Origin of the sequence: Rathayibacter sp. AY1C7, assembly GCF_002931865.1 — a bacterium.
GTDB lineage: Bacteria > Actinomycetota > Actinomycetes > Actinomycetales > Microbacteriaceae > Rathayibacter.
In genome coordinates, this window is record NZ_PSWB01000018.1 from 23,750 (window position 1) to 37,931 (window position 14,182).

A 14,182-nucleotide genomic window follows, 5' to 3' on the forward strand; every position below is an offset into this window, starting at 1 on the left:
GTCGACGTCCGCCGATGGTTCCGGGGACGTCTTCTCGACGGTACTTCGCGTCCCCCGCAGAGGGGACGGGGTTGACGGCCGTGCGATCAGGGGGCAGCGGGGCCCAGGAGCGGCAGGGCCCAGGAGCGGCAGGGCTCAGGAGCGGCAGGGCTCAGGAGCCCTGGCGCTGCTCCTCGGGCTCCGGCAGGACCGAGAGCTCGCCGTGCATGCTGGCGACGCTGAGCATCTGCTCGATCCACGCGCGGTTGAGCTTGGGCTGGTGCGCCTCGGTGAAGCGGAAGTGCAGCGGCACCGACGGGTGCAGCCAGACGGAGCTCCGGCCGTGTCCGGTGGAGGCGTCCTCCATCCACGAGAGCGAGAAGGCTTCGTTGCGGCGCAGCTTCGAGAGGACGGCGACCTTCAGGTGCGCGAGGACGCGCTCCTCGAATTCGATCTCGAGGTTCTGCGGTCCGTAGATGAGCGTGGCCACGGGCCCCCTTCGTTCATCGGGCCGGCCCTGGCGGACGGCTCCTCGGGGGACGGTATCCGCTCGGACCCCGGTGCGGGGAATCGGGCGGGAGACACGCCGGACCCCCATTGACAGTCCCGCGGACGGGACGTAACACTGCTGGGCGTGCTGGGCGCCACGTTAGCCGACGCATGTAGCGAGAGTCGATGCTCCGTCGCGGATCTCCCGTCGGCCGGGGCCGGCCCGGGAGCGAGCGCGGGCACCTCCGGCTGCCGGCCGCGCCGCTCAGGATCCCGTCACGGCCCGGCCGGCGCGTCCCACCCCTCCTGCGGAGTCGCGCAGGTGCCGCGGAAGACGTACTGCGACGGCAGCTTCCGCTGGTGCGAGGACCAGTCGATCGCCGGCCGCCGCTGCTCCGGAGGCAGGTAGCCGAGCCGGTACACCGCCATCAGCTCCAGCTCGTCGGGCACGGCGAGCAGCGACTCGATCCGCGCCCACGCTCCCGGCACCTCCATCGGGAACGACACGAACTGGATCCCCATCCCCAGCTCGACCGTGCTCAGCCAGACGTTCTCCATCGCGGCGCCCACGCTGAACACCGAGTAGAAGGAGGAGAGCTCGCCCGGCCGGTACTCGGAGCGGTCGAGCATCACCCCGAGCAGCAGCGGCGATCCCGCGACGAGCCGGCGGTTCTCCTCGCCGAGCGTCTGCGGGACGCGGAGGGAGTTCATCAGGAACTGCCCGCGCTTCGTGAAGACCTGCTTCGTGAAGGGGCGGAGCGGAGCCGGCAGCTTGTCGAACAGCATCCCGTCGCGCCGCTGCTCCATCTCCTCGCTGCTGAAGCGGAAGTAGGGCTTGTAGCGCTCGAAGAACGTGCCGTTCGACATCGCGGTGGTCATGCTCTCGCCGCTGATCGCGGCGATCCGGTCGATCGTCTCGCGCTCCTCGACGAGCACGAACCGCCACGGCTGGCTGTTGAGCTGCGAGGGCGCCCGGCCGGCCACCTCCATCAGGAGCCGCTGGTGCTCCTCGGAGACGGGGTCGGGCAGGAACGCGCCGTTGGTGGTCTTCCGGCGCCGGACGACATCGAGGAACTCCATGCCTCGATCCTGCCCCGATCGATCGCGCAGAGGGGGGAGCGGCGGCGGCCCGGGGCGCGCGCGGTAACATCGAGGGTCCTGTGCAGGCTCGAGGGAAGCGGTGGAACGGTGAAGACGAGGGTCATCTTCTACCTTCTCGGAGGTGTGTTCGTGCTCGGCGCGGGCATCAACTCGGTCGTGGGCAGCGGCTTCTCGGTGCCGAACCTGCTGACGATGCTCTGCGGCGCGCTGATCCTCGCGATCGCCGGCTGGCAGGCGCTGCGCTCCTACCGCTCCGACCCCGACCGCGACGTCGAGCCCCCGCGCTAGAAGCCGGGGCGCGTCAGCGCAGGGCTGACCCGGCCCTGAGACGCTGGAGCACGCCTCGGCGCCGCGCCGGCCGCCGCGTCCGCCCGAGAGCGGCGAGCACGAACGGAGCCGCCGCCAGCGCGATCACCGGGTGCCGGCGTCCGTGCGTCCCGGCGAAGGGGATCACCGCCAGCGGGACGGCGGCGGGAGCCAGCGCGGACGCGGCGCGGGTGTCCGACCGCCGCAGCGTCGCCCAGGCCAGAGCGGTGAGCGTCGACGTGCAGATGTAGAGCGCGTGATGGATCCAGTGCCAGCGGCCCGTGCGGAGAGCGCCGGTGGCGACGGCGGTGCCGAGGGCGCAGTTGGCGGAGTAGCTGACAGCGGCGGCGCGCAGCCAGAGCGGACCGGAAGCGCTCGCCCTCCGCCGCGTCCTCACACCTCGCCCCGCGCGAGCAGCAGCCGGTAGGGCGCCGCGCGCTCGACCCGCCACCCCTCGGGCGCCACAGCCCGCAGCTCGGCGGCGGTGAAGCTGCGCCGCACCGACAGCGACCCGTCGTAGTGGAGGAACGAGCCGGCCGCGATCGGTCGCGTGGCCAGCAGGTAGGCCGTGTAGGCCAGCCGCGAGCGCTCGATGTCGTTGTGGAGGGCGCGCGGGGCCAGGCGCTCGCTGTCGGCGAGCAGGTCGGCGAGTGATTCCGGCGACAGGTGGTGCAGCACGTGGTTGGAGGTCACCAGGTCGAAGTGCTCGCCCTCGGCGACCAGGTCGGCGCTGCTCGCGCGGCGGAACTCGACTCCGGACGGCACGGGCGTCGACGTGGCGAACGCGGAGGCGCGCTCGTCCGGATCGACGGCGGTGATCGCCAGGCGGAGGCCGTCCTCGCGGGCCCAGCCGGCGAGGGAGCGGGCGACGTCGCCGCCTCCGGAGCCGATGTCGAGCAGGCGGAACGGCTCGTCGGGCCGCAGCAGCGGACGCAGGCGCGAGCGGTAGAGGCCGCGCCACCCCGAGACCAGCCGGTTCACGGTGCCGAAGCGGGCGTAGGTGGCGTCGAGCAGGGTGCGGTCGCAGTCCGGGTCGTCCATCAGCTCCTGCTCGGAGACCTCGCGGTGGCGCAGGTCCGGCGCGAGAGGGGCTCGCGGAGTCACTCCCCGCCCCGCTTGGTGAGCAGCGCGAGCTCGACGGTGAGGCCGGGCCCGAACGCCATCGCGCCGACCCGCTCGCCGTCGGCCGCCTCGCCGTGCAGCAGGCGCCGCAGGATGAAGAGGACGGTCGCGCTCGACATGTTGCCGTTGGTGCGCAGAACCTCGCGCGACGGGGCCAGCTGCTCGTCGCTGAGGGCGAGCGAGGCCTGCACCTTGTCGAGGATGCTGCGGCCGCCGGGGTGGATCGCCCAGCGCTGCACGTCGCTCCGCTCGACCTCGGCGCCGGCCAGCAGCGGGGCGACGGCCGCCTCGATGTTCGCTCCGATGATCGAGGGCACGTAGGTGCTCAGCCGCATCGAGAAGCCGTGGTCGCCGATCGTCCACGCCATCTCGGTCTCGCCCTCGTCGGTGAGCGTCGTGGCGAGCGCGTCGAGCTCGAGCACCGGGGTGCCGGGCGCGGCCTCGCGGGCGGTGACGACGGCCGCCGCACCGCCGTCGGCGAAGACGGAGGTCGCGACGATCTGCTCCGGGTCGTTGGAGCTGGTGAGGTGGATGGTGCACAGCTCGACCGCGACGACGAGGACGACCGCCTCCGGGTCGGCCTCGCAGAACTGGCGGGCGGCGCGCAGGCCGGGGAAGGCGCCGTAGCAGCCCATGAAGCCGAGGTGGAAGCGCTGCGTCGAGGGCGCGAGGCCGAGGCGGCGGACCAGCTGGTAGTCGGGCCCCGGGGCGTAGAAGCCGGTGCAGGAGACCGTCACCACGTGGGTGACGTCCTCGGGGGTCATCGACGCGGACGCGAGGGCGCGGCGGGCCGCCTCCGTGAAGAGCTCGGGAGCGCGCTCGGTGTAGACGGCGTTGCGCGCGGCCGTCCCCGGGTCGAGCACCAGGCCGCTCCCCGCGTCGTAGAAGACGCTCGCACCCTCCCGCTCGACCCGGTCGAGCTCGTCGACCACCGTGCTGCGGGTGTCGATCCCGGACGCGTCGAAGGCCGCGCCGATCAGGCGGGACCCGAGCCGGGTCATCGCGGGCTGGGACGCGAAGAGGTCGCGCACCTCGGACTGACGCAGGACCGTGGTCGGCACCGCCGTCTCGATGCTGCGGATGTGGACACTCACCCGCAGGAACCTATCGCGGAATCCTGCGGGTGAGCGGTGCCCTGGAGCGTGATCAGAGGATCGGCTTCCCGCCGGTGACGGCGATCGTCGACCCGCTGATGTAGCTCGCCTCGTCGGAGGCGAGGAGGACGTAGGCGGGGGCCACCTCGGCCGGCTGCCCGGGGCGGCCCAGCGGGACCTGCTCGCCGAACTCGGCGACGGCCTCCTCCGGCATGGTCGAGGGGATCAGCGGCGTCCAGATCGGGCCGGGCGCGACCGAGTTGGCGCGGATGCCCTTCTCGCCGAGCGCCTGCGCGAACGAGGCGGTGAGGCTGAGGATCGCCGACTTCGTGGCGGCGTAGGGAAGCAGCTGGTACGACGGCTGGTCGGACTGCACCGAGCTCGTCGCGATGATCGATGCGCCCTCCTTCAGGTGGGGCAGCGCCGACTTCACGAGGTGGAAGTAGGCGCTGATGTTCGTCGCGATCGTGCGGTCCCACTCCTCGTCCGGGATGTCGGTGACGCTCTCGCGGCTCATCTGGAAGGCGGCGTTGCTGACGAGCACCTCGAGGTGGCCGAAGCGCTCGACGGTCTCGGTGACGACGGCGCGGCAGTGCGCCGGGTCCTGCAGGTCGCCGGGGAGGAGCAGCGCCTCGCGGCCGGCCTCCCGGACCCACTCGGCGGTGTCCTCGGCGTCGTCGTGCTCGTCGAGGTACGAGATCGCGACGTCGGCGCCCTCGCGCGCGAACGCGATCGCGACGGCCTTGCCGATGCCGCTGTCGCCGCCCGTGATGAGGGCGACCTTGCCGCTGAGGCGGCCGGTGCCGCGGTAGGTGGTCTCGCCGTGGTCGGCCTTCGGCGTCAGCTCGGCCTCGGTGCCGGGCGGTGTCTGCTCGGGGGATTCCGGAGTCATGACTCTCCCTCTCGTGTCGTCGGTCGGTCCCTCCATGCAAGCGGGTGGGAGGGAGGGGGCGCAGGGGGTTGACGCCCGGACCGCTCCGTCGTGTCGTCAAGCCCGCGACACCGAGGGCTCCCTGGGTCTTGACTGAGCGTGTCGCCCTTCTTCGGGGCGCTCGGCCAGGAGGTTCGACATGAGCACGACAGACAGGGATCCGGCTGACGGCGGACTGCCGCGACGGGCAGAGGGCTCGGCGGCGGGCGGCACGGCGCGCATCGACTCCGCGGGGGATACGGGAGCGGCTGCGGCGACGGACCGCTCCGCGACTCCGGCCCGTTCCGCCTCCTCGGACCGCTCCGCTTCGACGGACCGCTCCGACTCCGCGCATTCGGCTCCCGAGCACCGCGCGCCCGTCGACCCCGACTCCGCCGAGGCGAAGCAGGCCCGTGCGGCCGCGCGCAAGGACATCCACCAGCGCGAGCGCGACCGCTTCGGCGGCTTCAAGATCGGCTGCGCCTTCTTCGGCTGGCTCGCCGCCACCGGACTCGCCGTCCTCCTGACCGCCCTCGTCACCGCGATCGGGGCCGCCGTCATCGGCACCCAGGACGTCACCGGCGACCTCGCGGCCGACCCCGCCGCGTTCGGCTGGGCGGGCGCGATCGCACTGCTGGTCATCCTCCTCGTCGCCTACTACTGCGGCGGCTACGTGGCAGGCCGCATGGCCCGCTTCAGCGGAGCGAAGCAGGGCGTCGGAGTGTGGGCCTGGGCGGTCGTCGTCGCGATCGTCGTGGGCATCGTCTCGGCGATCACCGGCGGCAGCCAGGCGCTCTCCGCGGTGAGCGGCTTCCCGACGATCCCCCTGGACGCCGGCGACGCCACGGCCGCGGCGGTCGTGACGGCGCTCGCCGCCCTGGTCGTCGCGCTGGTCGGCGCCGTGCTCGGCGGTCTCGCCGGCATGCGCTTCCACCGCCGCGTCGACCGCGAGGGCCTCTCCGGCCTCTCCGTCTGACGCTCCCGTCCCTCCTCTCTCCGCGAGACGCCGCTCCGGTACGCCACGCACGCAGTGCAGCGCACCGGAGGGGCAGCTCGCGGAGGGGAGGTAGGGTCCTTCGCGTGACGGGGGAGCGAGGGACGCGGCTGGCGGGCGAGCTGCGGGAGTGGGACGCGGGCGCGCTCGCGGACCTGCGGGACGAGTACCTGGCGTTCCTCGAGCAGCGCGGCGAGTCGGCGCTCGAGCGCGACGGCGGCCCCGAGCACGTCACGGCGAGCTGCTTCGTGCTCTCGCCGAATCTGGCGCAGGTGCTGCTCTGCTTCCACCGCAAGGGCCGGTTCTGGGTGCAGCTCGGCGGTCATGTCGAGCCCGGCGACGACTCCACGGCCGACGCGGCCCTCCGCGAGGCGCGGGAGGAGAGCGGAGCGGCACGGCTGCAGCCGCTCGGCGTCCTGCCCCTCGACCTCGACCGGCACGCGCTCGGCGACGGCTTCGGCCGCTGCTCCCGCCACTGGGACGTGGGCTACGGTGCGATCGCCGACCCGGACGCTCCCGTGAGCGTCAGCGACGAGAGCGACGACGTGGCCTGGTGGCCGGTCGACGCGCTGCCCGCCGAGGTGCCGCCGGGGTTCGCCGAGCGGCTGGCCGGGGCGCTCGCCGCGGCGCGTCTCCTCCGCGGTGCGGGATCGCTCGGCGGCTGATCGAGGCCCGCCTCCACCCACTCCGCGTCCCGGCAGCGCGCCTGCGACGAGTCCTCCCCGTGACTCCGGCGCCGTGCGGCACGATGGGGCGATGAGCAGCACCGCTGACCCCGTCGTCGTCCTCGCCGGTGCGAGCGGATTCCTCGGGACGGACCTCGCCCGCCGCTTCACCGCCGACGGCTGGACGGTGCGGAGGATCGGCCGCTCCGGGCCGGACGCGCGCTGGGGCGACACCGCCGGCATCACCCGGGTCCTCGACGGTGCGCGCCTCCTGGTGAACCTGGCCGGCAAGAGCGTCGACTGCCGGTACACCGCGGCGAACCGCGCCGAGATCCTCCGCTCGCGCGTGGCGACCACCGCGGAGCTGCACCGCGCGGTCGAGGCGGCCGCGACTCCTCCGCCGGTCTGGATGAACGCGAGCACGGCCACGATCTACCGGCACGAGGAGGAGCGGGCGAACACCGAGGACGAGGGCGTGCTCGGCGAGGGCTTCTCGGTCGACGTGGCGCGGGCGTGGGAGTCGGAGTTCTTCGCCGGGGAGACGCCCGGCGTGCGGCGCGTGGCGCTGCGGATGTCCATCGTGCTCGGAGACGGTCCGGCGACGGCGATCCTGTTGCGGCTGGCGCGGCTCGGCCTCGGCGGTCCGCAGTTCGACGGGCCGTGGCCCTCGACGCGCGCGCGCCGCGAGGCCGGTGTGCACCACGAGCACCGGCGCACCCGCGGCCGTCAGCACTTCAGCTGGATCCACGTGGAGGACGTCCACCGGTCGATCCGCTTCCTCGAGGAGTCGACCCTCGACGGGCCGGTGAACCTCGCGTCGCCGAATCCGAGCGACAACACCGAGCTCTCCCGGCTGCTCCGCGCCGCCGTGGGCCGCCGGATCGGCGTGCCGGCTCCGCGCTTCGTCCTCGAACCCGCGACGCTCCTGCTCCGCACCGAGTCCGAGCTCCTGCTCAAGTCCCGCTGGGTCGTGCCCGCCCGCCTCGAGGACGCCGGCTTCACCTTCGCGCACCCCCACCTCGCCGAGGCCCTCCGCACCCTGGCCTGACCCGCCCCCCGCGAGGCGACCGACCTCCGCCGCGAGCCCGTGTCGCGGAGGTCCGAGTCCGAGTGCGGATCCACCCCACCCCGGCCACCCTCGAGGCGTCGACCGGAACGCGTGCCGAGCGTGTCGGACGCGCCGATCGCTCCCCGAGACCCGGCCACTCTCCCAGCCGACTGCGCCACGCCGCGCGGGGAGCGGCGTGGCCGACATCACGCTGAGGTCGCGCTACTGCGCGACCTTCGCCGCGATGTCGCTCCGATACAGCCCGCCGTCGAGGTGGATCAGGTCGAGCGCGCGGTACGCCCGCTCCCGCGCCTCGGCGAAGTCGGCGCCGCGTGCGACGACGTTGAGCACGCGGCCGCCGGTGGCGACGAAGCTCCCGTCGACCAGCTGGGTCGCCGCGTGGGCGATGGTGACGCCGGGGACGTCCGCCGCCGCGTCGAGTCCGGTGATGGTCCGTCCGGTGACGGCGTTCTCGGGGTAGCCCTCGCTCGCGAGGACGACGGTGACGGCGACCTCGTCCGTGAACGCGGGCCACGGGACGGAGGCGAGCGCGCCGGTGGCCGCCGCGTGCAGCAGCGCGGACAGCGGGGAGGCGAGGCGGGGGAGGACGACCTGGGTCTCGGGGTCTCCGAAGCGGGCGTTGAACTCGATCACGCGCAGGCCCGCGTCGGTCACGATGAGGCCGCAGTAGAGGAGTCCGACGAAGGGGGTGCGCTCGCGCTCGAGCTGGCGGATGGTCGGGATGGCGACCGTGTCGATCACCTCGTCGACGAAGGCGCGCTCGCTCTCCCAGCGGTCGGCGAGCCAGGGGAGCGGGGAGTAGGCGCCCATGCCGCCGGTGTTCGGCCCCTCGTCGCCGTCGCTCAGGCGCTTGAAGTCCTGCGCGGGGGAGAGGGGGACGACGTCGTGGCCGTCGGAGAGGAGGAAGAGGGAGACCTCCTGGCCGGCGAGGAACTCCTCGATGAGGACGTCGCCGGACTGCAGCCAGAACTCGGCGTGCGCGATCGCGGCGCTGCGCGACTCCGTCACCAGGACGCCCTTGCCCGCGGCGAGGCCGTCGGCCTTGACGACCGAGGGGAGTCCGTACTCGTCGATGGCGCGGGTGGCGTCGACCAGAGTGGAGACGCGGGTCGCGCGGCCGGTGGGCACGCGGGCCATGTCCATCACGCGCTTCGCGAAGGTCTTCGAGCCCTCGAGTGCGGCGGCGGCCCGGTCGGGGCCGAAGGTGGGGATGCGGCGCTTGCGGAGCGCGTCGGCGACTCCGGCGACCAGGGGCGCCTCGGGGCCGATGACGACGAGCTCGATGCCCTGCTCCACCGCGAAGTCGCTGACCAGCCGGGGGCTGTTCGTGTCGAAGTGGATGACCTCGACGTCGCGCGCGATGCCGGCGTTACCGGGCGCCGCGATGATCTCGTGGTGCTCCTCCTCCGCGAGGAGAGCCGTGATGATGGCGTGCTCACGGGCACCCGAACCGAGGACGAGGATCTTCACCCTGACAGGATAGGGCGCCCCGCGCCGGGGCTGGTCCCTGTGACGTCCTCCTCCGCAGGGCGGCGCTGCGGACGCCGACACGCCGGGCGGAGCCCCGCGGAGGCCTCCGGGAGCGAGCGGCGGCGGCAGGATGGGTGGATGGCCAAGGGCAGGATCGACGAGGCGAGCGGGCAGTCCGCGGTGCGGGCGGCGCTCGCCGGAGGAGCGGACCGGAACACGACGGCGACGGCGGTGCGGTTCCTCCTGCAGATCATCGAGACGAACGTCCCCGGGCGCAGCGTCGAGGTGCGCGTTCCGCCGTTCGGCGCGGCCCAGTGCGTCGAGGGCCCGGGCCACACCCGCGGGACTCCGCCGAACGTGATCGAGATGGACGCGGCGACCTGGCTGCCGCTCGCGACCGGCTCGCTGCCGTGGAGCGAGGGTCTCGCGAGCGGGCGGATCCACGCCTCCGGAGTGCGCGCGGACCTCACGCCGTTCCTCCCCATCCTGCGCGTCGGCTGAGCGTCGGCGAGTTAACTTCTCGTAAACGCGGCGGCGAGCCGTCGTCAGAACGTTTGACCTGGGCTCCGCCGTCGGGTTGTCTGGGAATAACCCCCTCACGCGGCACGAATCCTCTCCGGATCCACCGCTCGATGCTTGGAGTCCCCTTCACGATGCGCAGTACTTCCCCGGGCCGACGCGGCCTCACCCGACTCCTCTCCGCGACCGCCGTCGGCGCCGTCGCCGGAGCGGCCCTCCTCGGCGCCACGCCCGCCGCGGCGGCCGAGGGCGATGTCGCCATCGACATCCTCTCGATCAACGACTTCCACGGGCGGCTCGCCGCCGACCGCGCCGTCGCCGGAGCCGCCGTGCTCGCCGGTGCCGTCGACTCCTACCGCGCCGCCAACCCGAACACGCTGTTCGTCTCGGCCGGCGACAACATCGGCGCCTCGACCTTCGTGTCGAAGGTGCAGGGCGACATCCCCACGCTCGACTCGCTCAACGCGATGGGCCTCGACGTCAGCACCCTGGGCAACCACGAGTTCGACCAGGGCCGCGCCGACGTCGACGGCCGCGTCGTGGACGCCTCGGCGTTCCCCTACGTGAACGCGAACCTCTACGACACCGCGACCGGCGAGCGCGCCTACTCCCCGTACGTGATCACCGAGCAGGACGGCGTCTCCATCGCCTTCATCGGCGCGATCACCGAGGACCTCGGCAAGCTCGTCAGCCCCGCCACGATCTCGACGCTCTCCATCGAGCCGATCGCCGAGAACGTCAACGAGGTCGCCGCGCAGCTCCAGGACGGCGACGCCGCCAACGACGAGGCCGACGTGGTCGTCCTGCTCCTGCACGAGGGAGCCGACGCCGACGCGGCCGAGCTGAACACTCCGGAGGCGGACCCCAAGTTCGGCGCGATCGTCAACGCGGTCGCCCCGAACGTCGACGCGATCGTCTCGGGCCACAGCCACCAGGAGTACGACGCGGGCATCGACGCGGGCCGGGCCTTCCCGACCGTCGTGTCGCAGACCGGCAGCTACGCCGAGAACATCGGCCGCATGTCCCTGACCGTCGACCCGGCGACCAAGCAGCTCACCTCGCTCACCAGCGAGGTCGTGCCGCTGACGAAGGTCGTCGACGACCCGACCTCCGACGACCCGGCCAAGACGATCGTCGTCGGCGCCTTCGAGCCCGACCCCGAGGTCGAGACCATCGTCGCCGACGCCCAGGCCGTCGCCGTCCGCGAGGGCAGCGTGAAGGTCGGCACCATCACCGAGGACATATCGCGCGCCTACCGCCCGGACGGCACCACGACCAACCGCGGCTCGGAGTCGACCCTCGGCAACCTCGTCTCGGACGCCCAGCTCTGGGCCACCCGTGAGCTCGGCACGCAGATCGCCTTCTCGAACGCGGGCGGCCTGCGCGACGACCTCTCCTACACCGCGACTCCGGACCAGCCCGGCGACGCGGACGGCGTGGTCACCTACGCCGAGGCCTCCGACGCCCAGCCCTTCGCGAACACCCTGGTGACCCTGCAGCTGACCGGCGAGCAGATCTCCGACCTGCTCGAGGAGCAGTGGGTGGGCAGCTCCAGCCACCCGCAGCTGAACCTCTCCACCTCGAAGGACCTCACCTACGTCTTCGACGCCACGGCGCCCGAGGGCTCGCGCATCTCGCAGGTGTTCTTCCAGAACGAGCCGATCGACCCGGCCGCGACCTTCACCGTCGTGACCAGCAGCTTCCTCGCGAGCGGCGGCGACGGCTTCAGCACCTTCACCGAGGGCACCGGCACGGCCGACTCCGGCCGCATCGACCTGGACGCCTTCGTCGGCTACATCCAGGACCTCGGCACCGTCAGCCCCGACCCCGTGCAGCGCACGATCGGCCTGACCGACAACGTCCCGGACTCGGGCGAGTACGCGGTCGGCGACACGATGACCGTCGACCTCTCCTCGCTCCTGTTCAGCACCGGAGCCGCGGCCGACACCACCGTGACCGCGAGCGTCGACGGCACCGTCGTCGGCACCGCGACGATCGACCCGACCCGGGCCGTCACCGACGACTCGACCGGTCGCGCCTCGTTCTCGGTCCCGATCGACGAGAGTCTGGCGGGCGGCGCGCACACCGCGACGTTCGTGCTCGACACCACCGGCACCGAGATCAGCGTCGGCTTCGCCGTCGCGGCCGGCGCCGGAGCGGGCACCCCGACTCCCGGACCGACCACGGAGCCGACGCCCGCGCCGACCACGCCGCCCACCACGGGCCCCGCGCCGACGCCGACCACTGCTCCGGTCGCCGGCTCGCACCACCTCGCCGAGACCGGAGTGGACGCGACCCCCGCGTTCGCCGCCGGGATCGCCGCTCTGCTGCTCGGTCTGGGCATGACGGTCGCGCGCCTGCGCCGCCGCACCGCCGCGAAGTAGCCGCACCGCGCGCACGACGGGCCCTCGACTCCGGTCGGGGGCCCGTCGTCGTGTGCGGGCGAGCCGATGGTCGACCCCTGGGAGCCGTGGCGGGGGGCGCTCCCCGAGGAGCGGCAGCAGCCCCCCGGAGACGCGAGAACGCCGCCTCCCGGTCGGGAGACGGCGTCGGAACGCGATGAGGTGCTGTCGCGGAGCGGCGGGGCTCAGTGCTGCGCGGGGACCTGACGGTAGCCGTCGCGGCTGGCGACGAGCACCGTCGACACCGTGCCCCATGCGGCGAGGCCACTGAGGACGACGAGGATTGCGATGCTCATGAGTGTTCTGCCTTTCGTTGCGGCGGCTTCTGATCCATCCGCCGGGATGCTGTGTACAACGTCCAGTGTCCGGCCCCGTGTTCCGTAGGACAATCGAACTGTTCTTGCCCTGACGTGTAGTTTCTCTATATGGACGTGCGACGGCTGGAACTGCTCCGCGAGCTCTCGATGCGCCGCTCGATCACGGCCGTGGCGGAGGCGACGCACCGCACGCCCTCCGCGGTCTCGCAGCAGCTCAAGGTGCTCGAGCGCGAGGCCGGCGTGCCGCTGATCGAGCGCTCCGGCCGCGGCGTGGTGCTCACGGCGGCGGGACGCGAGCTCGCCCGGAGCGCCACCGAGATCGCGATCGCGCTCGAGCGGGCCGACGCCGTCTGGCAGACGTTCAAGAACAACCCGATCGGCGAGGTCACCATCGCGACCTTCCCCACTGCGGGCCAGATGCTCCTCCCGAACGCGCTGGTCGCGCTCCGCAGCGTCGAGGGACTCGTCGTGCAGTGCGAGGACGCGGACCCCGGCACCGACGAGTTCGCCGACCTGACCGCCGACTTCGACATCGTGCTCGCCCACTCGCCTACCGGCAGAAGCGCCTGGGCCGGCCGCGGACTCGCGATGGCGGAGCTGATGGTCGAGCCCCTCGACATCGGCCTGCCGGTCGGGCACCGCCTGGCGGACCGGGCGACGGTCTCGGCGGCGGACCTGGTCGGCGAGACCTGGATCGGCGTCCCGGACGGGTTCCCGTTCGAGCGCGTGATGCAGGACATCGAGACCGCGTCCGGCGAGGCGGTGCGGGTGGAGCAGCGCTTCGCGTCGACCCGCGTGACCGAGGCGTTCGTCGCGGCGGGCCTGGGCATCGCGGTGCTCCCGCGCTACACGGCGGGCGGCGCGGGAGTGGTGGTGAAGCCGCTCCGCGGAGTGAACTCCGTGCGGCACATCGTCGCGCTGATGCGGCCGGACCGGGCGGAGCGGCTCTCGGTCCGCACCGTCGTCCGCGAGCTGCGCGCGCAGGCGGGCCGGCTCGTGCACGCGCTCTGAGCGATCACGGTGCCTCGCCCTCGCCCGCGCGGGGGAGAATGGAGGCATGAGCGATCCCGCCCGCCCCGAGGTCACCCGCGAAGAGGTCGACGTCCGCCGCTCCCCGCGCGTCTGGCGCATCCTGACCCTCGGCGTCGGGCTCGGAGCGATCGCGGCCTTCGTGCTGACCTTCGCGCTGCCCGAGACGCAGGGCTTCTCCCGTGGGCAGGTCTTCGGCTTCAGCCTGCTGCTCTTCGTGACGCTGTTCGGCGCTCTCGCGGGGCTCGTCGTGGTGCTGCTCGACCGGGTCGTCGGCCGGAAGGTCGTCCGGACCACCGCCGAGCGGATCGTCGAGCGCGAGGACGCGGCCGAGGAGCCCGTGGCCGAGGAGGCCCTGCCCGACGTGCGCACGACGTCCGACGAGGACGACCCGCGGACGGGGTCCGACCGGGTCTAGCCGGCGGAGGCGGGCCGCCCTGCGGCCGCTGCACTCCGCCCTGCGCTGAAGGTCCCGCCCGCGGCTCGCGCTCGCGGACGGGACCGCGGCGTCAGCGTCCCCGGCGCGACGAGGAGCGGCGGCTGCTGCTCGCGCTGGACGTCGGGCGCTTGGCGGCGGCGCGCTTGGCCTTCTGCGACTTCGAGATCTTCTTGGCCACGAAGGTGAGCAGGAACGGCAGGATTCGGTAGATCACGGGGGACTCCTCGGGTGCATGCGCGCGGGGCCGCGCACCCTCCGATCATGGAGCGGCGCACGG

General features: G+C 73.1%; 16 protein-coding genes. 8 read left to right on the forward strand and 8 right to left on the reverse strand.

The annotated features are described in order from the left end of the window. Positions 1-151: 151 nt before the first annotated feature. Entirely contained in the window at positions 152-469 is a 318-nt protein-coding gene (locus C5C69_RS10690) for a hypothetical protein (RefSeq protein WP_244229547.1), read from the reverse strand. Between the two features lie 275 nt (positions 470-744). Continuing rightward, positions 745-1,548 carry a nitroreductase family protein gene (locus C5C69_RS10695; protein WP_104257878.1) on the reverse strand — a complete coding sequence of 268 codons (804 nt, stop codon included), beginning with the start codon at positions 1,546-1,548 and terminating at the stop codon, positions 745-747. A 108-nt stretch (positions 1,549-1,656) separates the two neighbouring features. Here C5C69_RS10695 and C5C69_RS10700 point away from each other — a divergent pair, with 108 nt between their 5' ends. Continuing rightward, positions 1,657-1,857, forward strand: coding sequence for a hypothetical protein (locus C5C69_RS10700; RefSeq protein ID WP_104223776.1), 201 nt, complete (start codon positions 1,657-1,659; stop codon positions 1,855-1,857). 13 nt (positions 1,858-1,870) lie between these two features. On the opposite strand, the gene C5C69_RS10705 is transcribed toward C5C69_RS10700, so the two are convergent. From C5C69_RS10705 to C5C69_RS10720, 4 genes are read right to left on the reverse strand one after another with little or no spacing between them, the layout of a single operon-like run. After that, positions 1,871-2,272, reverse strand: coding sequence for a hypothetical protein (locus C5C69_RS10705; protein ID WP_104239008.1), 402 nt, complete (start codon positions 2,270-2,272; stop codon positions 1,871-1,873). Next, positions 2,269-2,979 carry a class I SAM-dependent methyltransferase gene (locus C5C69_RS10710; RefSeq protein WP_258065336.1) on the reverse strand — a complete coding sequence of 237 codons (711 nt, stop codon included), beginning with the start codon at positions 2,977-2,979 and terminating at the stop codon, positions 2,269-2,271. Before C5C69_RS10710 ends, C5C69_RS10705 begins: the two co-directional genes overlap by 4 nt. Then, positions 2,976-4,091 (reverse strand): type III polyketide synthase, encoded by a 1,116-nt coding sequence (locus C5C69_RS10715; RefSeq protein WP_104257879.1) that lies wholly within the window; start codon positions 4,089-4,091, stop codon positions 2,976-2,978. The genes C5C69_RS10710 and C5C69_RS10715 overlap by 4 nt, the downstream gene beginning before the upstream one ends. Before the next feature lie 52 nt (positions 4,092-4,143). Then, positions 4,144-4,983, reverse strand: coding sequence for an SDR family oxidoreductase (locus tag C5C69_RS10720; RefSeq protein WP_104257880.1), 840 nt, complete (start codon positions 4,981-4,983; stop codon positions 4,144-4,146). 178 nt (positions 4,984-5,161) lie between these two features. Between C5C69_RS10720 and C5C69_RS10725 the strand changes: the two genes are divergently transcribed. From C5C69_RS10725 to C5C69_RS10735, 3 genes are all read left to right on the forward strand, one after another. Continuing rightward, positions 5,162-5,977, forward strand: a complete 816-nt coding sequence (locus tag C5C69_RS10725) for a hypothetical protein (RefSeq protein WP_104257881.1) — start codon at positions 5,162-5,164, stop codon at positions 5,975-5,977. A 104-nt stretch (positions 5,978-6,081) separates the two neighbouring features. Next, positions 6,082-6,660 carry an NUDIX hydrolase gene (locus C5C69_RS10730; protein WP_258064128.1) on the forward strand — a complete coding sequence of 193 codons (579 nt, stop codon included), beginning with the start codon at positions 6,082-6,084 and terminating at the stop codon, positions 6,658-6,660. A 91-nt stretch (positions 6,661-6,751) separates the two neighbouring features. Beyond that, positions 6,752-7,708, forward strand: a complete 957-nt coding sequence (locus C5C69_RS10735; protein WP_104257882.1) for an epimerase — start codon at positions 6,752-6,754, stop codon at positions 7,706-7,708. 222 nt (positions 7,709-7,930) lie between these two features. On the opposite strand, the gene purD is transcribed toward C5C69_RS10735, so the two are convergent. Further along, entirely contained in the window at positions 7,931-9,199 is a 1,269-nt protein-coding gene (purD, locus tag C5C69_RS10740; protein ID WP_104223771.1) for a phosphoribosylamine--glycine ligase, read from the reverse strand. A gap of 138 nt (positions 9,200-9,337) precedes the next feature. On the opposite strand from purD, the gene C5C69_RS10745 reads away from it, so the two are divergent. The 4 genes from C5C69_RS10745 (at position 9,338) to C5C69_RS10760 (ending at position 13,884) form a co-directional block, all read left to right on the forward strand. After that, positions 9,338-9,700, forward strand: a complete 363-nt coding sequence (locus C5C69_RS10745; RefSeq protein ID WP_104223770.1) for a sterol carrier family protein — start codon at positions 9,338-9,340, stop codon at positions 9,698-9,700. 152 nt (positions 9,701-9,852) lie between these two features. Continuing rightward, positions 9,853-12,102, forward strand: a complete 2,250-nt coding sequence (locus tag C5C69_RS10750) for a bifunctional UDP-sugar hydrolase/5'-nucleotidase (RefSeq protein ID WP_181127051.1) — start codon at positions 9,853-9,855, stop codon at positions 12,100-12,102. Between the two features lie 443 nt (positions 12,103-12,545). After that, entirely contained in the window at positions 12,546-13,448 is a 903-nt protein-coding gene (locus C5C69_RS10755) for a LysR family transcriptional regulator (RefSeq protein ID WP_104257884.1), read from the forward strand. Positions 13,449-13,494: 46 nt separating this feature from the next. Further along, positions 13,495-13,884 (forward strand): hypothetical protein, encoded by a 390-nt coding sequence (locus tag C5C69_RS10760; protein ID WP_104233832.1) that lies wholly within the window; start codon positions 13,495-13,497, stop codon positions 13,882-13,884. 91 nt (positions 13,885-13,975) lie between these two features. Here the strand turns inward: C5C69_RS10760 and C5C69_RS16990 are convergent, their stop codons facing one another. Continuing rightward, the gene (locus C5C69_RS16990) at positions 13,976-14,119 is read right to left on the reverse strand and encodes a hypothetical protein (RefSeq protein WP_181028791.1); all 144 of its coding nucleotides are present in this window, start codon (positions 14,117-14,119) and stop codon (positions 13,976-13,978) included. Between the last annotated feature and the right edge of the window lie 63 nt (positions 14,120-14,182).